This is a genomic window from Chitinophaga sp. G7 BAM 1005, assembly GCF_057126945.1.
In genome coordinates this window covers 2,518,248-2,540,331 of the sequence record NZ_CP181478.1, presented here as the reverse complement: position 1 = coordinate 2,540,331, position 22,084 = coordinate 2,518,248, and the positions used below count along the sequence as shown (strand labels likewise).

Sequence of the window (22,084 nt, the reverse complement as noted above, 5' to 3'; positions counted from 1 at the left end):
GCATTCTAATGTTATACACTTTGATTTTTAATATCTTTGATAAAAGCATTACCTCTATGAACGAGATCAAACTACCGTTTACTGCCCGTCTCACTTTTACCCTGTTTTCGATTATTCTCATCATATATATAGCCCATGTTGGCAGCGGTATCATTGTTCCGTTGATGTTTGCCATGCTTATCGCCATCATGCTGCTGCCCGTTGTTCACCAGCTGGAAAAATGGCGCATCCCGCGCGGGCTCGCGGCCATCATAGCGGTGCTCCTGTTTATCATCGGGATACTGTTACTGATGCTCCTCCTCGCCAAACAAATGGAAGCCTTCATCTCCGACTTCCCGCAACTGCAACAAAAACTCATGCTGGTGATCGATTCCACCCAGGATTGGATCAACACCAAATTTCATATCAACTCCAGCACACAAATGAGCTACGTGGAAAAAACCATGATGGGCACTCTCGGAACTGCCACCAGCTTTATCAGCCAAACATTCCTGTCGCTTTCCTCCTTGCTGGTGTTCGTGGTATTTGTATTCCTGTATGCTTTCTTTATCCTCTTCTACCGCAGGTTACTGGTATCTTTCCTGATAAAGATCTTCCAGGAACAACACCGCGAGAAATTACTCACCGTAATCACCAGCACACGCACCATTATTAAAAGCTATGTAGGCGGACTGATGATAGAAATGGTAATTGTAGCTATTCTCAATACCGTGCTGTTCTTTATCCTGGGAATTAAATATGCTATCCTGCTGGGCGTAATGGCGGCCATATTCAATATCATTCCTTATGTAGGGATCTTAACGGCAGCTATTCTCATCATCCTGGTAACACTGGCTACGGGCACGCCTATACAGGCATTACAGGCAGGTGTTGCCCTGTTCCTCATCCACGTACTCGACAGTAACGTGCTTTTCCCCAGCATTGTGGGTGCCAAAGTAAAGATCAATGCATTGGTCACCATCATCGGTGTGGTGCTCGGGAATATGTTATGGGGCATCCCTGGTATGTTCCTCGCTATTCCGACCATCGCTATTATTAAAATTATTTGTCAGAATATAGAAGAGATGACCCCCTGGGCTATTTTGCTTGGCGATGAAGCCAAACCGAAAGTAAAGAAGGTGAAAGTGGTGAAGAAAGACTAAATCCATAAATATCATCATTGCCGCGCCGGTCAGAACTGATAAACCCTTTACGACCCTGGTCATACAATAAAATGCCAAAGTCGTTGCGAGAACTGTTCACCGGCGCACCTGCGTTTTCCGGCGTTCCAACAGCCTTATACTGTTCATCCAGTTGTACGCTGAAAATATCCAGTCCGCCTAAACCCGGCCAGCGGTCGGATGAAAAGTATAAATGCCCCGTAGCCGCCACATAAGGGAACATTTCATCACCGGCGGTGTTTACATGTGGACCTGCATTTACGGGCATGCTCCAGCCACTATCGGTTCTCATCACGTAATAAATATCTTTCCCACCGAAACCTCCCGGCATATCGGAAGTAAAAAACAACACATGTCCATCCGGGTGCAGCGCAGGCTGACCAGTACTATAGTCCGCACTGTTAAACGGAAATGACGGCAACAATTCCCAGTGATCATGCCGCGCCACCAACACATCCAACCGCAGCCGGTTAACCGTGGAACCACTTCCCTTCTGCTGGTTACGCGTAAGAAACAACGTATCCTGTTTCGCGTTAAATGCCACCGGGCCGGTATGATAACGGTTCCCAAGCCGGCGGTCATAACGGGTCACCACTTTTACAGATAATTGGTGCGGAACGGGTACAAAGTTAAACTGCGGATTCACCGCGATCTTCCGGCTATCGTTGCTGCTGTTCCGGCTGTTGTCGGTATTGTGTACATCGCCGGGAGCATAACTCAATCTTGCTGCCAGCTCCGGTGTATGCAACCCTGCATCCCTTACAGAAGCCGTATCTGTTACCTGGTACAAAGTGAGAAAACTGCTGCCGTTCCACGCCGAAACAGTTTTAAATGTCTTTGTTACCGGGCGGTCAGAAAGAAACAATAATCCATACCGGTGAAATACGGGGCAGCAATCGGCATACCCGCTGTTAATATTCAGCAATCCTATTTTCACTGAAGCAGTATCCCTGTACAATGCAGTGGCGCCCTGTTCGTATAAAGCGATGGTGGCAGACAGGTTTTCATCTCCCAAACCTTTATCCCTGCATTTACGGTAAGCAGCGGCAGCTTCCGGGTAACGCCCGTCCATAGCCAGTAACTGCGCATAGCGGTAATAACTGAGCGTATCAGCAGCAGGCAATTGCAGCGCCTTTTCATACCATTTCAGGGCAGCCGTATACTGCTGGGTTTTATAGTAACTTTCTGCCAGATGCACTATTGCCTCCGCATTCAATGAGTCTTTTTTAAGCGCTTTCTTATAATAGAAAATAGCATCCGCATACTTCATCGCTGCATAGGATTTTCCGGCGGCACTCAAAGGGTAACGCTGCTGGCTATACGTAATAACCGGCAGTAAAAATAATATACAGAGATAGTAAAAACACTTCATCATCATCGTAGAGTTTAAAAATAACGGGGAGATAAAATCCTGCCTTTCTCCCATCCGAATTCATATCTCAGCATCACTTCGTGTGTTCCCTGGTTATACTTAACCAGGTTGGAAATAGAGTAATCATAGGCATAGCCAATACGCAGCTGATTTGTTACCTGTACTTCAAACATCCCTGCCACCGCATCTCCTGTGCGATAGGAAGCACCAAAGGAAACAAGATCCTTTATCCAGAGATTGGCATTGATATCTACCTGCACCGGCGCACCCTTCACTGCTTTTACGAGGGTAGATGGTTTCAGTTTAAAGGATTCTCCCAGATCAAACACATACCCGGCGATAAAAAAGAAATGCATGTATTTCTTTGCCAGCACATCTGTTTCATAGTATAGCTGATCTTTCCGCAGTTGGCTTTGCACCAGGTTAGGAATGGAAAATCCTGCATAGAACCGGTCCGTGTTATAATAAATACCGGTTCCAAAAGAAGGAAGGATTGCATTGATATTCTGTGCAAACGCGGGGTCACCGCCTTCTATCAGGTCTACCTTTGTAAGGTTTGCTTTATAATTACTGAAGCCTCCCTGCAAGCCTATTGCCAGCGAACCCGAATTCTGAAAACGGATCCGGTACGCATAAGTAGCATAAAAACCACTGGTATTGGTTATCCCGATTTTATCATGATATGCCTGGATGCCCAGTCCTACCTTTTCATTGCGCGTAGCCATATCAAATGCAATGCTGCCCGTTTCCGGGGCGCCCTCCATTCCTGCCCACTGCCGCCGGTACAAGGCAGTGGCGCTTAAAATACCCCGGCTTCCGGCATAGCCGGGATTTATCCCCATCATATTAAACATGTATTGTGTATACATGGGTTCCTGCTGGGCATCTACCTGTAGATACGATGAAAGAAAAAATACCAGCACTATAATGATTCTTTTCATAACTAACGCATTATTGTAATGAAGCTCGCAAAGCGGTCGTTTCCATTTACCGTAATAATATAATAGTAAGTTCCGTCGGGCACTACATCTCCTGAATGCAATCCCTGGTTACTTCTGCCATCCCAGTTATTTTTATAATCGTTGTTTTTGTACACGGCACTTCCCCACCGGTTATATACTTCCAGGGAGATTTTGTCATTACCGGCATTGCCGATCACAAACCGGTCGTTTCTGCCATCGCCGTTAGGAGAAAATCCTTCCGGAATATGTAAGCGTGTAGGGTTCAACGTTACCGGGGTCACTACGCTTTCATCGGGTACACCGTTTCCATCCGGATCGGCCTGCAGGCCGTTGGTCGATTGGTCACTGACGGCAATACCGGCGGCGGAACCTTTCAGGGAAGCGCTGTTGTTGAAGGTACCTGATTGTTTATTCGGCGTTACCCTTACTGCAAACCGGATGGTGTCACCGGCACTCACAGCCACCTGGCTGCCCGCTGCCAGTAATTCAATATTGTTGCTGCCATTGAAACTGTTATTGGCCACCAGCCCACCGGTAGCGGTAATATCACCGGTGATGTTAAACGTTATTGGAGGAACAAATACACCGGACAGGTCATCAGTTACCTGCAGATTTGTAACCGGTACATTGCCCAGGTTTTGAACTACCAGCGTATAAGTCACGGTGTAGTCGCCGTTTACTTCCAGCACCGGCACACTCACTGTTTTAGCTAAACCTGCTACGGCGTTTGCTTTCAGTGTCACTGGTGTTGGGGCGTCTTCTCCATTATCCGACGGAGAGCCGTTGCCGCTAGGATCAGCTTCCGTGCCGTTGTTGGAGATATCACTCACCATTGTTCCCGCCGGCGAGGTACCGGTAACGGTTATACTGTTATTAAACGGACCGAAGTTGCCGTTAGGAATAATATCCACCACGAGGCTGATAGTACCTGTTTCATCGGCTGCCAGCATACTTCCCGCTGATAGTAACTGCTGATTACCTGTACCATCAAACGCATTATTGATAACGAGTCTTCCGCCGGCATTGGCGCTTACCACGTTGAATCCTGCTGCTGCGGCAAAAGCAGCTGATAAGTTATCGCTTGCGGTGACCTGTTGCAAACTCACGTTGCCATAATTCTTTATCTTAATAGTAAAGGTGGTCCTGTATCTACCATCGGGTTGCAACACCGGCTCAGCTGCGCTCATAGCCGCCCCAATTACCGGTGCTTCTGCAGGCGCCGTTACCGTTATCACCAGTAAGGCGGTATCACAGGCACCGCCCGGGTCGCATACCTTATAAGTGGCTACATCCACTCCCGTAAAGTTTCCGGTGGAAGTATATGTGAAAGCTCCATCTGCATTGAGTGCCAGGGCGCCATTTGCAGTGGTGGTAATAACTGAAGCGATTAAAGTGTTGTTTTCCGGATCCGTGTCATTCAACAGCACATTGCCATTTAAAGCAATACCCCGTACAGTAGTCAGCGAATCGTTCACTGCCACCGGTTTATCATTCGCCGGCGCTACGTTAAACAGCATCGTGGCCGTGTCACACAGCGAAGGCGTACCGTTGTCGCAAACCCGGTAAATAAGGCTGTCGGCGCCGTTATAATTCGCATTAGGCGTATAAGTGAAGCTGCCATCTGCATTCAGCACTACCGTGCCATTGACAGGCGCAGTTACCAGCGAAGCAGTCAAGGCGTTATTTTCTGCATCGCTGTCGTTGGTGAGTACATTGCCGCTGGCAGGAATATCTTCCGTTACAGCGATACTGTCGTTCACCGCTACCGGCGCATCATTTGAAGCGGTGATCGTAAACACTACCGTGGCGGTATCACAAAGTCCATCCGGATCACACAACTTATAAATCAGGCTATCGACGCCGCCATAATTAGCAGCAGGCGTATAGGTTACGTCTCCATCAGCATTCAGCGCTGCCGTACCGTGTGTTGGCCCGGTCACTAACGAAACAACCAATGAGTCTGTGGCGGTTTCGGGATCGCTGTCGTTGTTGCGCACATTACCTGTGACGGGGACATCTTCTGTTACGGCGATACTATCATTCACCGCTACCGGTTTATTATTCACTGCAGCCACATTAAACAACACGGTGGCCGTATCGCACAGCGACGGTGTGCCATTGTCGCAAATCTGGTAAATAAGGCTGTCAGCGCCGCTATAATTGGCATTAGGCGTATAAGTAAAGCTGCCATCCGCATTTAACACTATGGTGCCTTGTACGGGCGCGATTACCAGCGAAGCGGTTAACGCATTACCTTCTATATCAGTGTCATTGGTCAGCACATTACCCGTAGCAGGGGTATCTTCTGTAACTGCAAGCGTATCGCGCATCGCTACCGGCTCGTCATTCACACCCGCCACATTAAACAACAGCGTGGCCGTATCGCACAGCAACGGCATACCGTTATCGCAAACCTGGTAAATAAGACTGTCAGTGCCGCTATAATTAGCGTTAGGCGTATAAGTAAAGCTGCCATCCGCATTCAGCACTATGGTGCCTTGTACGGGCGCGATTACCAGCGAAGCGGTTAACGCATTACCTTCTATATCAGTGTCATTGGTCAGCACATTACCCGTAGCAGGGGTATCTTCTGTAACTGCAAGCGTATCGCGCATCGCTACCGGCTCGTCATTCACACCCGCCACATTAAACAACAGCGTGGCCGTATCGCACAGCGACGGCGTACCGTTATCGCAAACCTGGTAGATAAGACTGTCAGCGCCGCTATAATTGGCGTTAGGCGTATAGGTAAAGCTGCCATCCGCATTCAACACTACCGTGCCTTGTATCGGGGCTGTTACCAGAGAAGCAGTTAACGTATTATTTTCTATATCAGTGTCATTGGTCAGCACATTACCTGTAGCAGGGGTATCTTCTGTAACTGCAAGCGTATCGCGTGCCGCTACCGGTGCGTCATTCACCTCGGCCACATTAAACAGCAAGGTTGCCGTATCGCACAGCGACGGCGTACCGTTGTCGCAAACCTGGTAAATAAGGCTGTCAGCGCCGCTATAATTGGCGTTAGGCGTATAGGTAAAGCTGCCATCTGCATTCAGCACTATGGTGCCTTGTACGGGCGCGATTACCAGCGAAGCGGTTAACGCATTACCTTCTATATCAGTGTCATTGGTCAGCACATTACCCGTAGCAGGGGTATCTTCTGTAACTGCAAGCGTATCGCGCACCGCTATCGGCGCATCATTCGCTCCGGCCACATTAAACAACACGGTGGCCGTATCGCACAGCGACGGTGTGCCATTGTCGCAAATCTGGTAAATAAGGCTGTCAGCACCGTTGTAATTGGCGTTGGGCGTATAGGTAAAGCTGCCATCTGCATTCAACACTACCGTCCCTTGTATCGGGGCTATTACCAGAGAAGCAGTTAACGTATTATTTTCTATATCAGTGTCATTGGTCAGCACATTACCTGTAGCAGGGGTATCTTCTGTAACTGCAAGTGTATCGCGTGCCGCTACCGGTGCGTCATTCACCTCGGCCACATTAAACAACAGCGTGGCCGTATCGCACAGCGACGGCGTACCGTTGTCGCAAACCTGGTAGATAAGGCTGTCAGCACCGTTGTAATTGGCGTTAGGCGTATAGGTAAAGCTACCATCTGCATTCAACACTACCGTGCCTTGTACCGGGGCTGTTACCAGCGAAGCGGTTAACGCATTACCTTCTATATCTGTGTCATTGGTCAGCACATTACCTGTAGCAGGGGTATCTTCTGTAACTGTTAGCGTATCACGCATCGCTATCGGCGCATCATTCAAAGTAGTGATCGTAAAAATCACCTTAGCTGTGTCACAAAGGAAGTCGGGATCACATAACCTGTAGATCAAACTATCAAGTCCGCTGTAATTGGCAGCAGGCGTATAAGTAAAATTACCCTCCTGATCCAGTATAACGGTGCCATGAACAGGGGCGATTACTAAAGAAACCATCAGCGAATCTGTGGTGGTTTCCAGGTCACTGTCGTTGCTGCGTATATTACCCGTTGCGGGAGTGTCCTCCGTTACAGGAATATTATCATCTACCGCAACTGGCGCGTCATTCACGCCAGACACATAAAGCAACAACGTAGCAGTATCACAAAGCGACGGTGTACCATTGTCGCAAACCTGGTAAATAAGACTATCTGCGCCATTGTAATTGTTGTTGGGCGTATAGGTGAAGCTGCCATCCGCATTCAGTACCACCGTGCCGTTCACCGGTGCAGTTACCAGCGATGCAATTATTCCATCGCCATCTATGTCGCTGTCGTTGGTAAGTACATTACCGCTGGCAGGGGTGTCTTCCTGCACAATAGTATTGTCTGTTATCGCTACCGGGGCATGATTCCCCACACGGAACAACAGGATAGCCGTATCACACAACGATGGTGTGCCGTTGTCGCATACCTGGTAAACAAGACTATCCTCACCATTAAAGTTCGCATTGGGAGTATAGGTAAGATTTCCATCGGCATTCAGCACTACAGTACCATTTACCGGCGCAGTGACCAGTGAAGCAGTTAATCCGTCGTTCTCCGGATCGGTGTCGTTGGCAAGTACATTTCCGGTAGTGGATATATTTGTTCGCACCAACATACTATCTCTTGCCGCCTGGGGCGGTGTATTGGCAAAGGGAGCGGCTACCCGCAGGGTAGTTTTATTCAAGGTATTGTCACCATTTGCCGATGCAGGAACATACATCAGCAGGAACAGCACGATAAACCCCAAAAGGGCCTTCAGCTTTGAAACAAAGCCGGGATCACAACTTAAATTCATGGATATGGAAGTAGTGTTACGTCAATAACTCCGGTTGATAATACAATGAAATTAAACAGTAACTCATTTGTGGCAGCGGTTATGACAAAAAGTTGAATATAGAGAAGATGAGTTGAAACAACTCTCCATAGATACAGTATCTCTTATTAACAGACTCAAAAATATTCAAAATAACTTTAAATGCAATGGTTAAGTTCGTTTAGCCATTACATTTATAAAAAAAGTTGCCCTGGAAATACCGGAGCAACTTCTCACTATAAATCAACAACCAATTGCTATGATAATAATGGATCCTTCTTCAGCCTGTTTTTATATACCCAGTAAAACACAACCGGGAATATAAAAAGATTAAAGAAGGTATCTGTGATCAAACCGCCTATCACCACACGCGCCAGCGGTCGTGCGGTTTCCGAACCAATGCCCATACTGGTGGCCGCAGGCAATAACCCGATCGCCGCCATCATGGCGGTCATAATCACCGGGCGTATCCTCGACTCCACCCCATCATGGATAGCCGCTGCCAGGCTGAAATCACCCCCGCGATGCATAGTACGCACATTCGTTTTGAACTTCGACAACAGGATCACACCATTCTGTACACAGATTCCAAACAAAGCAATAAAACCAATACCCGCGGATATACTGAAGTTCATACCGGTAAGCCACAGCGAAAAGATCCCGCCGATAATCGCAAACGGCACATTATTCAATACCAGCAAGGCATCTTTCACCTTTCCGAAAAGTATAAACAGGATCAGGAAAATCAGCAACAAACTGATAGGCACCACCTGCATCAGCCGTTTGGTAGCCCGTTGCTGGTTCTCAAAATCACCGGCCCACTCCAGCGAATACCCCTTTGGTAAAGTGATCTGCTCACCCACCTTCTGCTGCGCCTCCGCAATAGTGCTGCCCAGATCCCTGCCCCGTACCGAAAATTTTATGGCGCCGTAACGCATATGCTTATCATGATAGATCATACTGGGGCCCACTATATGATCTATCTCCGCAATTTCTTTCAACGGAATCTTATTTCCCCGTATAGTCGGTATGGTTAGATTCCCTATCGATACCTCGCTTTCCCGGAAACTCTCCGGATAGCGTATACGAAGATCAAAGCTCTTCTCCCCTTCATAGATCCGGGTAGCAGCCTTCCCGCCAATCGCCATCTCTATCACGGAGTTGGCGTCTTCTGTGGTAACCCCGTACAACGCCATCTTTTGCTGGTTCAGGTTGATGCGTAATTCCGGCTGACCAATATTACGCAGTATCCCCAGGTCCTCGATACCGGGCACACCTTTCAGTATCTTCTCTATCAATTCCTCTTTATCTTCTATCAACTTAAAATCATCTCCGAATAACTTCACTACAATAGAACCCTTCACACCGGAAACCGCTTCCTCTACATTATCCATGATCGGCTGGGAAAAATTCAGGGTAATACCGGGAATACCCGCCAGCTTTCCATTTATCTGCTCTATCAGCCCGGCTTTCGATAACCCGCTCTTCCACTCATTTTGCGGGTAAATGTCTACATGAAATTCTATATTATAAAACCCCGTAGCATCTGTACCATCATTAGGCCGCCCCGTTTGAGACATCACCTGCTTCACTTCGGGGAAGGTGAGCAGTTTCCGCCTGATATCATTAGCTACCTTCACCGACTCCTCCAGCGATGTGCTCAGCGGTCCCGTGGCCCTGATGTAAATAGCGCCCTCATTGAGCTGTGGCAAAAACTCTGTTCCTAAAAAACGGAAGCAGTATAACCCAAACGCCAGTACGGCCAGTGAAACGGTAAAGGCTACACGCCGGTAACGGAAACAATAATTAAAGATGCGGAGTGTAACACGGTTAATAAACGCCAGGAAAATATTATGCTTCTCCTTTACGTTCTTCCGGAGCAATACACCCGCCAACGCGGGCACCAGTGTAAACGTAAGGATCAACGCCCCCAGCAAGGCAAAACCCAGCGTCCAGGCAAGCGGGGAAAACATCTTTCCCTCTACTTTCTCAAAAGTAAAGATGGGCAGCAACCCTGTAATGATGATCAGCTTCGCAAAAAAGATCCCCTTCCCGTTCTCCAGGCAGGCTTTACGGATCATCCCCGCCTTGCTCAGTTTATTAAACCGTTCCATCCCCACACTATGCGCCTTCTTGTCCAGCACCACAAAAATCCCTTCCATCATCACCACCGCCCCGTCAATGATGATCCCGAAGTCGATCGCCCCCATCGACAACAGGTTAGCGCTCATCCCTTTTATCCGCAAACAAATAAACGCAAACAACAACGCCAGCGGAATCACCACAGATACAATCACCGTAGTGCGCCAGTCGGCCATAAACAGGAACACAATCACCGTTACAAAAATGATCCCCTCCAGCATGTTGTGCAACACAGTATGCGTGGAAAAGTCGATCAGGTCTTCCCGGTTATAAAAGGACTTTATCTTTACGTCATCAGGTAAAATACGTGTATTCAGCTCCGTTATCTTCTGCTTCAGCGCTTCTATCACTTCCGCAGGGTTCTCCCCTTTCCGCATTACCACGATGCCTTCCACTACATCATAGTCCTGGTCGCGCCCCACCTGCCCCAGCCTCGGCAGCGCCGATATACTTACATCGGCTACATCCTTTACCAGTACGGGCGTACCATTGATATGGTCTACAATAATGTTCTTAATTTCTTCGGTGTTATTGAGTATTCCGATCCCTCTCACCACATAAGCCTGCGCATTTTTTACAATCACATCGCCCCCTACGTTGATATTACTTTTAGACAATGCCTGGTACATCTCCTGTGCCGTAATATCATACTGCACCGCCTTATCAGGATCAATGGTCACCTGGTAAATTTTCACCTCTCCCCCAAAACTTACAATATCCGCTACACCGGGCACGGATAACAGGTTCCGCTCAATTACCCAGTCCTGCAAGGTTTTCAGCTCGGCTACAGAGAGCTTGCTGCTCTGAAGCGTATACCGGTAAATTTCCCCGGTAGGGCCGTATGGCGGTTCTATTTCGGGATCTACTCCATCCGGCAGGGAAGCCGATGTAATATTATTATTGATCTGTTGCCGCGCAAAAGTATCATCCACACCGTCGTCAAAAATTACTTTCACCACGGAAAGTCCGAACAGGGAAGAAGAACGGATATATGTTTTCTTTTGCGCCCGGTTCATGGCAATCTCTATCGGTCTTGTTACAAACTTCTCTACTTCTTCCGCACTCCTGCCCTGCCATTGGGTGATGATAGTCACGGAAGTATTGGTTACATCCGGGAACGCATCTACGCCGATCTGCTTAAAACTGATGTAGCCGGCAATAGCCAATATACCGGTGGCAAAAAAAATGAAGTATTTGTTGCTTAAAGAAAAAGCAAGCACGCGTTTAATAAATCTGTTCATAGTGATGACCTTTACTGCTGATCCTTCAGCGTTTCATAAATGAATACCTGCCGGGAAGCTATCACCCGGTCGCCCTCCTGTAAGCCGGCACTCACATAGGCCCGTCCACCGCTGGTTTTGTCAATTTTCACCTCTTTCACAGTCACGCCACATTTCGCGTTGGAACGCACCAGCACGAAGTATTTGTCGCGGTCAAAAATGATCCCCCTTGAGGGAATGCTTACGGTATTACTATCGGAATGACGATGGGCTCTCACACGCACAAACATCTCCGGCTTCAGCAGGAAGCCAGGGTTACTCACCACCACCCTGGCTTTCATCACTTTATTTTCAGGGTCCAGTACATTGTAGATCTTGTCAATAGTACCATAAAAAATTTTATCCGGATAAGATAAAGTGCTCATCTCTACTTTATCTCCTTCGCGTATGCCAGCGATGTCCGATTCAAAAATGTTGATCATCGCCCATACCTCGTTGAGATCGGCTACCACAAAAACAGGATCGGTGTTATCCGGGCGCCACTGCATACTTTCGGCCGCGCGCTTGCTGATCACAAATCCGGGTACCGGCGCTTTCACGGCATAGTCCGTACGATGCCCGCCGCCATTGATATCCAGGATAGCCTGCGATTTATTATAGGCTGCCACAGCCTTGTCGTAAGTACTTTTTGCTTCTTCATATTCCCGCAGGGAATTTAACCCGCTCTTATAAAAAGATGCCGCCACTTCCATATTCCTTTTGGCGGTTTCCATATCGTTAACGGATATACGCCGATCAGCTGTATACCCTGCCATCTCCGGGCTTTTAATAATAGCCAGCACCTGTCCCTTTTGTACAAAATCGCCGGAATGAACTTTTACAGCGGTTACAATGCCACTCACCATCGGGAAAATGCGCGCAGTTTTATCTTCATTCTCCGTGATCTTCCCTGTAAGGAGCAGCTCATTTTCAACCGGGCGGGCGGTAGCGGTATCAATTACCAGCGTGCGGAGCAGTGAGTCCGAAAGCGACCATGAACGCGGTTCTTCAGGCGTCACTTCACTGCCGCAGCCTGTGATGATACCACTAAAGGATATAATGATAACAATTGCAGGTATATAACATTTTACTAAATATTGCATGTAAAGAGAATTTATCAGGGATGAAAAAGAAGTGTGCCGGTGGTGAAATTGAGCGACTCCAGTGCGTGTAACCGGTCGTATTTCAGCTCATTCATTTTGAGTACGTTGTTCCGGTAAGCATCATACAGATCTATGAATTCCAGTAACCCGATATTGTGAAGCCGGAAATTTTTCTGTACCTCTTGCATCATCGTGGTATATTCATTTTCAAAACCGGGATCAAACTCACTCACCAGTTTTTCCGTTTGTAACGCTTGCTGCAAGCTATTCATTACTTCATGCGCCAGCTCATCTTCCTGCCCCTCCAGCTGTAGTTTGCTGCTCTCCAGCGCTACCTGTGCGGTTTTAATATTCCCCTGGTTCCTGTTAAAAAAAGGCAATGGCATGGATACACTCAAACCGTTGTAGTTACGTTCAAAGTTGCCCTGCTTATCATACGAGATTCCTAGTTGCAGGTCGGGTACGGCCATCGACTTTTGAAGACGCAGGTTCAGGTGACTATAGTTTACCGTTTCCTGCGCGATCCTCAGATCATAACGATTCTCCCGCGCAGTATCCAGCAACAATTGAAAACTGTATTCCAATGCCCGCGGCCTATCGCCGGCGCCTTCCGGCAACACCGGCCGGATCACTGTACCAGGCGGCACTCTCATCAGCAACGCCAGATCGGACTGTGTTTCCTGGATCTCCAGCTGCAACTGCAAATGATCATGCTGCAAATCGTACAGCATAGATTTGATACGCACAATTTCCTTCGGCGCAATATTCCCCTGCGCCTGCTGCGCAGTAAACACACGCACTACCGTTTGCAAAAAAGCAACCTGGCTGGCAAATATTTGCAACGACTGCTCCTTGTAATAGAGATCGTAAAAATTATCATGAAGAGAAAACCGGAGGGTACGTAACAGGTCGTAGAACTGGTACACACTCATCTTAACCCCGCTCTGAGCCAGCTTCACTGCCTTATTGCGCTTGCCGGCCAGTTTGAACAACTGCTGCGCCTGCAAACTATTCTGTCCTTCGTAAGAAAAATCGAACCACTTCCGGGTGGTATGGTTATATAACACATTCTCAAAGGTCACCTGTGGATTATCGTACAGCTTCGCGGTGATCACGCCTGCTTTGGCCGAATCAATGCTGTAACGCTGTGTAAGTAAAGGAATATTTCTTTGCAGGAATTGCTGGTCCGCCTGTGGCAACGTTAGTGTCAGTGTATCTTTAACCTGTGCTGATGCTGTAATACGGAACACAGTGGCAAACAGTACAAGCCCTGCTAATCTATTGATCATACAACTTTTTTTCGTTGCACAAAGATGGCAGGCGTCTATTAGCAGCTTATTAGAATGAAGTTAAAACCGGGTTAGAATTTACCGGCGGGAGTAAAGAAAATATTAAAGGTAGTTCCCTGCCCTAACACACTGCTCACTGTAATGGTAGCTTTATGCAGTTGCAGGATCTTTTGTGTCATAGATAAGCCAATACCATATCCGTCAAAAGGATGCGCATTATCCGCACGATACAGCGGCATAAATATTTTTTCGGTATCAGTCGCCGCAATACCAATACCACGGTCGCTTACAGACAAGGTGATGCCGCTGTTGCTATAAGAAAGCCGGGCACTAACGTCACGGTTATACGAAAATTTAAACGCGTTGCGGATAATGTTCTGCAATGCCAGCGACATCAGCGGACGATTGCCACGGACACAAAGCAGGGCTGCGTCTTCCGGCAGGCTGCTGAGTTGTACATGAAGCTGCACCGGCGGTGATTTATGACGCCAGTACTCCGCCAGTTCCCATAATAATTCATCCGGCCGGATCAATTCACTATTGGCTTCCGTAAGGTTGGCATCTACTCTTGTAAGCTGCAACAGGCCATCCGTAATGATCTTCAGCTTCTCCGACTCACCGAGCAAAGTTCCCAGCGTTTGCACATATTCTTCCCGGCTCCGGCTGTTCTGAAGCGTGACTTCTATCTCCCCGATAATAGTAGTTAATGGCGTACGCAACTCATGAGAGGCATTGGACACAAAAGAACGTTGCATATCAAAAGCCTGTTCCAGGTGTTGCAGAAGACCATTAAAATTAGTAGCCAGTTCATCTATTTCATCTTTATTCAATCCCTGCTGCACCCGCATATGCAGGTTGTTGGAGCGGATCTTCTGCACCTGCCGGTTAATACTTTTAATAGGGTCCAGCGCCCTGCTGGCATACCACTGCCCCATCAGGAAAGTGATCAGCAACGCTGCAAAAAACATCACAATCAGTATCCACAAAAGATACTGCAGTTGCTGGATGCCCGCGGTATTACGCGCGGTTACAATCACTACAAAGTCGCCCTGGTTATCGGGATAATAGATCCCCAACCCCGACTCTTCCCGAAAACGGAAGCGGTACACTTCCCTGTGACGGATGGTTTCCAGCAGTGACACCGGCCAGTTGTACCTTGTTTTTTCAATGAACACGGCCTGGTTATGCTGATCATAAATATTACTGGATTCATCGGGTATCCGTTCCCGGTAGCTCTTCTCTATTTCAAGGAATTTCTTCTTCGTCAGCTCGTCCTTTTCCAGGTACACCTGCGCAGTTACCAATGCACGCATCTGCAACAGCTTATAGAAACTGTTCTGGATGTATTGGGCAGATAACAGGTATATCAGTACGAAAACCACCGTAAGGATAATACCTGAAATCAGGGTAAATTGCAGTGATAGCCGGTGCCGGATCTTCATGAGCTTATTTCTGTTTCATCACATAACCCATCCCAACTACGGTGTGGATCAGCTTTTCGCCGGTAAAGCCTTTTTCAATTTTATTCCGGAGATAATTTACATATACATCAATGGTGTTGGTGCCGGTGTCAAACTCCAGGCCCCACACGGCTTCAGAGATAAGCGCCCGGGACAACACCTTGCCGGTATTACGGAGCAACAGCTCCAGCAACGCATACTCCTTCGCAGTGAGCACAATTTCCTGCCCTTCGCGGCTGGCAGTTTTGGTATGGGTGTTCAGCTGAAGGTCCGCAAACGTAAGCACCGCCTGCTCCTGGTGGAAATGACTTTTCCTTCTCGACAACGCATTGATACGGGCTATCAGCTCGGAAAAATGAAAAGGCTTGGCGAGATAGTCATCGGCGCCGGCATTGAGTCCTTCTACAATATCCTGCGTAGCGTTCAACGCCGTGAGCATTAATACAGGTATACTGATTTCCAGCGCACGCAGATTTTTACATACAGCCGTTCCATTTATACCCGGCAACATCAGGTCCAGTAAAATGAGGTCATAATCCTGTTCCAGGGCAGCCTGCTGACCGGCAATACCATTTGTATGCACGTCCACCTGGTGGTGATGCTCTTCCAGCCCGCGTTTGATGAAAGCCCCCACTTTAACTTCATCTTCTATAACCAGTATTTTCATATCAAAAAATTATAAGCAATAACCCCTGCAAAAGTAGGATTGTTTACCCGGGCGGGCATTAAAGCGGGATTAAAATCGAGGTTCCTATGGACAATTTCGCAATATCTGTTAGCTTTGCCTCAACCTAAACCGGCAACCATATCATGCATGTACCCGTTTTAAGTACCGGCAACCTGGTGCTGAGATCCATAGAAGATAAGGATACCGCCGCCCTCTTCAGGCATTTTTCAGATGACGCGGTCACAAAATATATGGACATTGATTCTTTTTCCAATATCAGTGAAGCCACACATATTGTACAGTTCTTCCGTCAAAGCCTGGAAAAGGAAGAAGGCATGCGATGGGCCATCACACTGGCAGGAAAGGATGAACTGATAGGCACCTGCGGATATCACAAGATCAGCAAAACACATTTCAAAGCGGAAATCGGGTACGATCTGCAACCGGCCTACTGGGGCAAAGGCGTTATGAAAGAAGCCATCAGCGCCATGCTTACTTATGGCTATGAGGAATTACAGTTCAACCGCATTGAGGCTTTTGTGGACCCGGAAAACCAGGCGTCTTCCAGGTTGTTAAACCGGCTGGGATTCCGGTACGAAGGTTTTTTAAGAGATGCCTTCTTTGAAAAAGGAAAATTTGTAAACGCAGAACTCTACAGCCTTTTAAGACATGAACATACACGGGAATCTATTTTCTAATTATTATATACCATGAGCTTACAATTCCGGCATGCTACAGAAGCCGACCTGCCACGGATCGTTGAAATTTATAACACTACTATCGCCGGCCGGATGGTGACCGCCGATACGGCCCCCGTCACCATTGAAAGCCGGCTGCCCTGGTTTCATGCGCACAACAATACCCACCGCCCGCTGTGGATGATAGACGACAACGGCAGCAATGTGGGCTGGATGAGCTTTCAGTCGTTTTACGGCCGCCCCGCCTACAACGGCACCGTGGAAGTAAGTATTTACCTCGATGAAACCGTCCGTGGCAAAGGATTAGGCAAAAAAATACTGCAACATGCCATTACCGTAGCGCCGGAATTCGGCGTACAAACCCTGTTGGGTTTTATCTTTGCACACAACGAACCCAGTCTGAAATTGTTTATGAATATGGGTTTTGAAGAATGGGCACACCTGCCGGAAATTGCGGTACTGGACGGCGTGGAAAGGAGTTTAAAAATTTTAGGAAGAAAGATCTGACCCCGGCTACAACATTCCTTCAGTTTTCGGGGATAATTTCGGACCGTAAATCAGGAAAAATATGTGGTGGTTTTATGCATTGCTATCTGCTTTCTTCGCGGCGCTAACCGCTATCCTCGCCAAAATCGGGGTAGCGGACATCCCTTCTAATCTGGCTACCGCCATCCGGACGATCGTTATATTGGTACTGGCCTGGGCCATTGTATTTGTAAGAGGGGAATATAAAAGTTTCGGCGCCTTATCCAAACATGGGCTGCTGTTCCTTGTATTATCCGGCATTGCTACCGGTTGTTCGTGGATCTTTTATTTTAAAGCGCTCCAGGTAGGAAAAGTATCACAGGTAGCACCGGTGGACAAGCTCAGTGTAGCGCTCACCATTATCCTGTCCGCCATCTTCCTCCACGAAACGCTCACCCTGAAAACAGCCATCGGCGCCGGGCTTATCATCGCCGGCACCCTGGTGCTCATCTTAAAATAATAGTCCCATGCGGATTTTGTCTTTCCCGGGATTACGCTGATTATACTGATTTAGGGATTTGATCCCTTTGGATTTAGATGATTTGGGGAGATATAAGCGAAAATATCCACTTATATCTCCCCAAATCATCTAAATCCAAAAAATAAAATCAAGCAAATCAGTATAATCAGCGTAATCCCGGGAAAGACAAAATCCGCTACTCCGCTTCTATCTTGTACACACAACGGCGGGCGCCGTTGATAATGTGTTCCATCCGCGACACATTCATTTTTTCTCCGAGTATGCTGACAAACGTCCTCATCTCGGAAGTACAGATATTATCACATTCTGTGGCGGCACAGCAAATGGGACAATGATTCTCTATAAAATAATAGGTATCTCCTTCTTTTTTCCATTCAGCCAGGTAGCCTTCCCCGGAACGGATGGCTGCAAAGGAGGTAAGCCGGTTTTCAATACCGCTAACCCCCTCCAGGGCGCTGCTGTATTTTTCCAGCTGGCTTTTCTCCCGGGCGTTCACTACGTTATCGAGCGCTTCCTTGCCCAATACATTCTTAATGGTCTGGATCAGCTGAAGGGTGAGTTCGGTATGTGTGTCAGGGAAACGGGCGTTACCCAGGGGGGTAAGGCTCCATATTAAAACAGGGCGTCCTACGCCTTTGGAAGCACTTTCCGACTGCACCAATCCCTCTTCTGCCAGTTTGAGCAGTTGAAGCCTGGCGCCCTCTCCGGTAATACCCAATTCACTGGCCAATTCTGCTGCAGACAGCGGTCCCCGGGTCTTGAGCAACGTCAAAAACCGTTCGGCAGCATTCTTGGTTCGTATTGGATAATTTTCCAAGTTCTTACTTGTTTTATTCTCAAATATCGGTATTTTTGTGAAAGCTAAAAAAAAGATTTTGGGATTTTGGTGAGTTTATGAGATCCTTCATCAAAATTTAATCTCATAATCATTTAAATTTCTAAAAGTTAAATATTAATGAACGTCCTGATATTTAATGGTGCAATAGATGATCGTCCTTATGCCACAGCAAACCAGCTGGCGGTGTACTTGACGGAACAGTTAAAAGAGAAAGGATTTTCCCCGGAAATCTTCAGTCTGGGTAACGCCCAAATCCCCTTTTTCTCCCAGGCGGAAGCAGGAACAAAACCACCCGCAGTAGATGCCATGTGCAAAGCTTTTTGTAAGGCGGATCTGCATATCTGGATGACTCCTTTATATCATGGCAGTATGACAGGCGCCATGAAAAATTGCCTGGACTGGCTCGAAATGACAAGCAAGAACCAGCGTCCTTATTTAACAGGAAAGGTTGTAGCTTTGCTCTCCTGGGCGGACGGCACCCAGGCCATGCAGGGTATAAATGCGATGGACGCAGTGGCAAAGGCTCTGAGGGCATGGGTTTTACCATATTCCCTGCCTATTTTGAAAGACAACCTGTATGACCCGGAAACCCGCGGGTTCACTGAGTTCTATAAAAATAAACTGGATACGATGGTGCAGTTACTGTGTGCGGCTAAATCGCATGTAGTGGCTGGTATTGAAGGATAAACAGATAAGGAAGGCCGGGAAACCGGTAAATAGCTAATTAAAACAAATTCTGAGTATGATAACCGTTTCAGAAAAAGCAGGAGAATATATCAAAGCGCTGATGGAAAAAGAACATCATGCGCCGGGCACCTTTGTGCGTGTAGGCGTAAAAGGTGGTGGTTGCTCAGGTCTTGAATATGTGATGAAATTTGAAGCAACTGAAGAAGAGGGCGACCAGGTTTTTGAAGATAAAGGCGTAAAAGTAGTGGTACAAATGAAAAGCCTCCTGTACCTGTATGGTACAGAACTGGACTATTCTGATGGACTCAACGGCAAAGGCCTCTACTTTAATAATCCAAATGCAACCAGAACGTGTAGCTGCGGCGAAAGCTTTGCGGTTTAAATATTAAACTTGTATGATCAACAGTAACGAAATAATTGATGATATAGCCAATAAGGAGTACGAGTTTGGCTTTAGCACCGATATTGAAATGGATATAGCTCCTCCGGGGCTGAATGAAGATATCATCCGTTTTATTTCGGCGAAGAAGAATGAGCCTGAATGGCTGCTGGAATGGCGCCTGAAGGGATTTGCCGCGTTTAAGAAAATGGAATTCCCGAAATGGCAGCACTTTGAAATGCCTAAGCTCGATCTGCAGGCACTTTCCTACTATGCCGCCCCCCGTAAGAAAAAACAGCTCAACAGCCTGGATGAAGTAGATCCGGAACTGCTGGCTACCTTCGCAAAACTGGGTATTCCCCTGAATGAACAGAAAGCCCTTACCGGTGTAGCCGTAGATGCCGTTTTCGACAGCGTTTCCGTTGCCACCACTTTCAAAGGAAAACTGAAAGAAATGGGCGTGATCTTCTGCTCTTTCGGTGAAGCAGTACAGGAACACCCCGAACTGGTAAAGAAATACCTGGGCAGCGTAGTTCCCCATACTGACAACATTTTTGCAGCACTCAACGCCGCCGTATTTTCCGATGGCTCCTTCGTATACATTCCCAAAGGCGTACGCTGCCCGATGGAACTGAGCACTTACTTCCGTATCAATGCACAGAACACCGGACAATTTGAACGTACCCTGATCATTGCAGACGATAACAGCTACGTAAGCTACCTCGAAGGCTGTACCGCTCCTATGCGTGATGAAAATCAACTGCACGCAGCAGTAGTAGAACTGATAGCGCTCGAACAGGCGGAAATAAAATACTCTACCGTACAAAACTGGTATCCCGGCGATAAAGACGGTAAAGGCGGTATCTATAACTTCGTTACCAAAAGAGGGATCTGCAAAGGCGCTGCCAGCAAGATCTCCTGGACACAGGTAGAAACCGGCTCTGCTATTACCTGGAAATATCCCAGCGTAATTCTGCAGGGCGACCACTCCGAAGGTGAATTTTACTCCGTAGCAGTAGTCCGTAACAAACAGATCGCGGATACCGGTACCAAGATCCACCACATCGGGAAAGGCACCAAAAGCCGTATCATCTCCAAAGGTATTTCCGCCGGCAGAGGTGACAACAGCTACCGCGGACTGGTATCCGTTGGGCCACGTGCCGACAATGCACGTAACTTCACCCAGTGCGATTCCCTGCTCATCGGTAACCAATGCGGCTCCCACACCTTCCCGTATATCGAATCAAGGAACAAAACTGCCATGATCGAACACGAAGCCACCACTTCGAAAATCGGTGAAGACCAGATCTTCTACCTGAACCAGCGTGGCATCGACAGCGAAAAAGCAGTAGCCCTGATCGTAAACGGTTATGTGAAGGAAGTACTGAACCAGCTCCCGATGGAGTTTGCAGTGGAAGCACAAAAATTATTATCTATTACACTCGAAGGAAGCGTTGGATAACTCATTATCCAATTAATACATATAGAACGAAATAAAACAATCATGCTGACGATTAAAAATCTGCACGCAGAAGTAGAAGGGAAAAAAATTCTGAAAGGCATTAATCTCGAAATAAACAAAGGAGAAATGCACGCCATCATGGGGCCTAACGGTTCCGGCAAAAGCTCACTGGCTTCTGTTCTGGCGGGACGTGATAACTACACTGTCACCGAAGGTGAAGTTTGGTTCAACGGCAAAAATCTGCTGGATATGGCTCCGGAAGAACGCGCCCGCGAAGGTGTTTTCCTCGCTTTTCAATACCCCGTAGAAATTCCAGGTGTTTCTAACCTCAACTTCCTCAAAACCGCACTGAATGAAATCAGGGCGTATAAAGGTCTCCCCGCCCTCGAAGCCAGGGAATTCCTGAAGCTGACCAAAGAAAAACAACAACTGGTCGACTTCCACTCCAACCTGATGAACCGTTCCCTCAACGAAGGATTCAGCGGTGGCGAAAAGAAACGTAACGAAATTTTCCAACTCGCTATGCTGGACCCGCAGCTGGCCATATTGGATGAAACAGATTCCGGACTGGATATCGATGCACTGCGTATTGTTTCAAGTGGTGTAAACAAATTACGTGATGCAGAAAAATCTTTCGTAGTGATTACTCACTATCAACGCCTGCTGGAGTATATCATACCTGACTTTGTGCATGTATTATACAACGGCCGTATCATTAAAACCGGTACCAAAGAACTGGCACTGGAACTCGAAGAAAGAGGATACGACTGGCTGAAAGAGGAATTACATTTGAAAGAATCTGTATAAAAA

The 22,084-nt window shown here is 47.5% G+C and carries 17 protein-coding genes; 8 read left to right on the top strand and 9 right to left on the bottom strand.

Annotation, left to right across the window (positions count from 1 at the left end):
• The first annotated feature begins 56 nt into the window (after nt 1-56).
• A complete protein-coding gene (locus ACMXI2_RS10210) occupies nt 57-1,142 on the top strand; it encodes an AI-2E family transporter (RefSeq protein ID WP_483781493.1) in 1,086 nt (361 codons plus the stop codon).
• Here ACMXI2_RS10210 and ACMXI2_RS10205 read toward each other — a convergent pair.
• From ACMXI2_RS10205 to ACMXI2_RS10170, 8 genes are all read right to left on the bottom strand, one after another.
• Nucleotides 1,078-2,535: a tetratricopeptide repeat protein gene (locus ACMXI2_RS10205; RefSeq protein ID WP_483781492.1), complete on the bottom strand. Its 1,458-nt coding sequence runs from the start codon at nt 2,533-2,535 to the stop codon at nt 1,078-1,080. The genes ACMXI2_RS10210 and ACMXI2_RS10205 overlap by 65 nt on opposite strands.
• 11 nt (nt 2,536-2,546) lie before the next feature.
• Complete coding sequence (locus tag ACMXI2_RS10200; RefSeq protein ID WP_483781491.1) at nt 2,547-3,473, bottom strand: PorP/SprF family type IX secretion system membrane protein; 927 nt, start codon at nt 3,471-3,473, stop codon at nt 2,547-2,549.
• Nucleotides 3,474-3,475: 2 nt separating this feature from the next.
• Entirely contained in the window at nt 3,476-8,266 is a 4,791-nt protein-coding gene (locus ACMXI2_RS10195; protein ID WP_483781490.1) for an Ig-like domain-containing protein, read from the bottom strand.
• Nucleotides 8,267-8,541: 275 nt separating this feature from the next.
• Complete coding sequence (locus tag ACMXI2_RS10190) at nt 8,542-11,667, bottom strand: efflux RND transporter permease subunit (protein WP_483781489.1); 3,126 nt, start codon at nt 11,665-11,667, stop codon at nt 8,542-8,544.
• Nucleotides 11,668-11,678: 11 nt separating this feature from the next.
• Nucleotides 11,679-12,788: an efflux RND transporter periplasmic adaptor subunit gene (locus tag ACMXI2_RS10185; protein WP_483781488.1), complete on the bottom strand. Its 1,110-nt coding sequence runs from the start codon at nt 12,786-12,788 to the stop codon at nt 11,679-11,681.
• Nucleotides 12,789-12,802: 14 nt separating this feature from the next.
• Complete coding sequence (locus ACMXI2_RS10180) at nt 12,803-14,077, bottom strand: TolC family protein (RefSeq protein ID WP_483781487.1); 1,275 nt, start codon at nt 14,075-14,077, stop codon at nt 12,803-12,805.
• A gap of 71 nt (nt 14,078-14,148) precedes the next feature.
• A complete protein-coding gene (locus ACMXI2_RS10175) occupies nt 14,149-15,519 on the bottom strand; it encodes a sensor histidine kinase (RefSeq protein ID WP_483781486.1) in 1,371 nt (456 codons plus the stop codon).
• A 4-nt stretch (nt 15,520-15,523) separates the two neighbouring features.
• Nucleotides 15,524-16,204: a response regulator transcription factor gene (locus tag ACMXI2_RS10170; RefSeq protein ID WP_483781485.1), complete on the bottom strand. Its 681-nt coding sequence runs from the start codon at nt 16,202-16,204 to the stop codon at nt 15,524-15,526.
• 143 nt (nt 16,205-16,347) lie between these two features.
• On the opposite strand from ACMXI2_RS10170, the gene ACMXI2_RS10165 reads away from it, so the two are divergent.
• The 3 genes from ACMXI2_RS10165 (at nt 16,348) to ACMXI2_RS10155 (ending at nt 17,887) form a co-directional block, all read left to right on the top strand.
• Complete coding sequence (locus tag ACMXI2_RS10165) at nt 16,348-16,902, top strand: GNAT family N-acetyltransferase (RefSeq protein WP_483781484.1); 555 nt, start codon at nt 16,348-16,350, stop codon at nt 16,900-16,902.
• 12 nt (nt 16,903-16,914) lie between these two features.
• The gene (locus ACMXI2_RS10160; RefSeq protein WP_483781483.1) at nt 16,915-17,409 is read left to right on the top strand and encodes an N-acetyltransferase family protein; all 495 of its coding nucleotides are present in this window, start codon (nt 16,915-16,917) and stop codon (nt 17,407-17,409) included.
• A 61-nt stretch (nt 17,410-17,470) separates the two neighbouring features.
• The gene (locus ACMXI2_RS10155) at nt 17,471-17,887 is read left to right on the top strand and encodes an EamA family transporter (protein ID WP_483781482.1); all 417 of its coding nucleotides are present in this window, start codon (nt 17,471-17,473) and stop codon (nt 17,885-17,887) included.
• Between the two features lie 196 nt (nt 17,888-18,083).
• Here the strand turns inward: ACMXI2_RS10155 and ACMXI2_RS10150 are convergent, their stop codons facing one another.
• Nucleotides 18,084-18,725 (bottom strand): helix-turn-helix transcriptional regulator, encoded by a 642-nt coding sequence (locus ACMXI2_RS10150; RefSeq protein ID WP_483781481.1) that lies wholly within the window; start codon nt 18,723-18,725, stop codon nt 18,084-18,086.
• Nucleotides 18,726-18,863: 138 nt separating this feature from the next.
• On the opposite strand from ACMXI2_RS10150, the gene ACMXI2_RS10145 reads away from it, so the two are divergent.
• From ACMXI2_RS10145 to sufC, 4 genes are read left to right on the top strand one after another with little or no spacing between them, the layout of a single operon-like run.
• Entirely contained in the window at nt 18,864-19,433 is a 570-nt protein-coding gene (locus ACMXI2_RS10145; protein WP_079467720.1) for an NADPH-dependent FMN reductase, read from the top strand.
• Between the two features lie 55 nt (nt 19,434-19,488).
• Nucleotides 19,489-19,815 (top strand): HesB/IscA family protein, encoded by a 327-nt coding sequence (locus tag ACMXI2_RS10140; protein WP_079467721.1) that lies wholly within the window; start codon nt 19,489-19,491, stop codon nt 19,813-19,815.
• 13 nt (nt 19,816-19,828) lie between these two features.
• Complete coding sequence (gene sufB / locus ACMXI2_RS10135; RefSeq protein WP_483781480.1) at nt 19,829-21,274, top strand: Fe-S cluster assembly protein SufB; 1,446 nt, start codon at nt 19,829-19,831, stop codon at nt 21,272-21,274.
• A 42-nt stretch (nt 21,275-21,316) separates the two neighbouring features.
• Nucleotides 21,317-22,081, top strand: a complete 765-nt coding sequence (sufC, locus tag ACMXI2_RS10130; protein ID WP_483781479.1) for a Fe-S cluster assembly ATPase SufC — start codon at nt 21,317-21,319, stop codon at nt 22,079-22,081.
• Nucleotides 22,082-22,084: the final 3 nt, after the last annotated feature.

What these genes read in the sequence shown, in the direction of transcription:
- ACMXI2_RS10170 (WP_483781485.1), bottom strand. Translation starts at nt 16,204, where the DNA reads ATGAAAATACTGGTTATAGAAGATGAAGTTAAAGTGGGGGCTTTCATC.
- ACMXI2_RS10210 (WP_483781493.1), top strand. Translation starts at nt 57, where the DNA reads ATGAACGAGATCAAACTACCGTTTACTGCCCGTCTCACTTTTACCCTG.
- ACMXI2_RS10185 (WP_483781488.1), bottom strand. Translation starts at nt 12,788, where the DNA reads ATGCAATATTTAGTAAAATGTTATATACCTGCAATTGTTATCATTATA.
- ACMXI2_RS10190 (WP_483781489.1), bottom strand. Translation starts at nt 11,667, where the DNA reads ATGAACAGATTTATTAAACGCGTGCTTGCTTTTTCTTTAAGCAACAAA.
- ACMXI2_RS10160 (WP_483781483.1), top strand. Translation starts at nt 16,915, where the DNA reads ATGAGCTTACAATTCCGGCATGCTACAGAAGCCGACCTGCCACGGATC.
- ACMXI2_RS10180 (WP_483781487.1), bottom strand. Translation starts at nt 14,077, where the DNA reads ATGATCAATAGATTAGCAGGGCTTGTACTGTTTGCCACTGTGTTCCGT.
- sufB (WP_483781480.1), top strand. Translation starts at nt 19,829, where the DNA reads ATGATCAACAGTAACGAAATAATTGATGATATAGCCAATAAGGAGTAC.
- ACMXI2_RS10195 (WP_483781490.1), bottom strand. Translation starts at nt 8,266, where the DNA reads ATGAATTTAAGTTGTGATCCCGGCTTTGTTTCAAAGCTGAAGGCCCTT.
- ACMXI2_RS10165 (WP_483781484.1), top strand. Translation starts at nt 16,348, where the DNA reads ATGCATGTACCCGTTTTAAGTACCGGCAACCTGGTGCTGAGATCCATA.
- ACMXI2_RS10155 (WP_483781482.1), top strand. Translation starts at nt 17,471, where the DNA reads ATGTGGTGGTTTTATGCATTGCTATCTGCTTTCTTCGCGGCGCTAACC.
- sufC (WP_483781479.1), top strand. Translation starts at nt 21,317, where the DNA reads ATGCTGACGATTAAAAATCTGCACGCAGAAGTAGAAGGGAAAAAAATT.
- ACMXI2_RS10200 (WP_483781491.1), bottom strand. Translation starts at nt 3,473, where the DNA reads ATGAAAAGAATCATTATAGTGCTGGTATTTTTTCTTTCATCGTATCTA.
- ACMXI2_RS10145 (WP_079467720.1), top strand. Translation starts at nt 18,864, where the DNA reads ATGAACGTCCTGATATTTAATGGTGCAATAGATGATCGTCCTTATGCC.
- ACMXI2_RS10205 (WP_483781492.1), bottom strand. Translation starts at nt 2,535, where the DNA reads ATGATGAAGTGTTTTTACTATCTCTGTATATTATTTTTACTGCCGGTT.
- ACMXI2_RS10175 (WP_483781486.1), bottom strand. Translation starts at nt 15,519, where the DNA reads ATGAAGATCCGGCACCGGCTATCACTGCAATTTACCCTGATTTCAGGT.
- ACMXI2_RS10140 (WP_079467721.1), top strand. Translation starts at nt 19,489, where the DNA reads ATGATAACCGTTTCAGAAAAAGCAGGAGAATATATCAAAGCGCTGATG.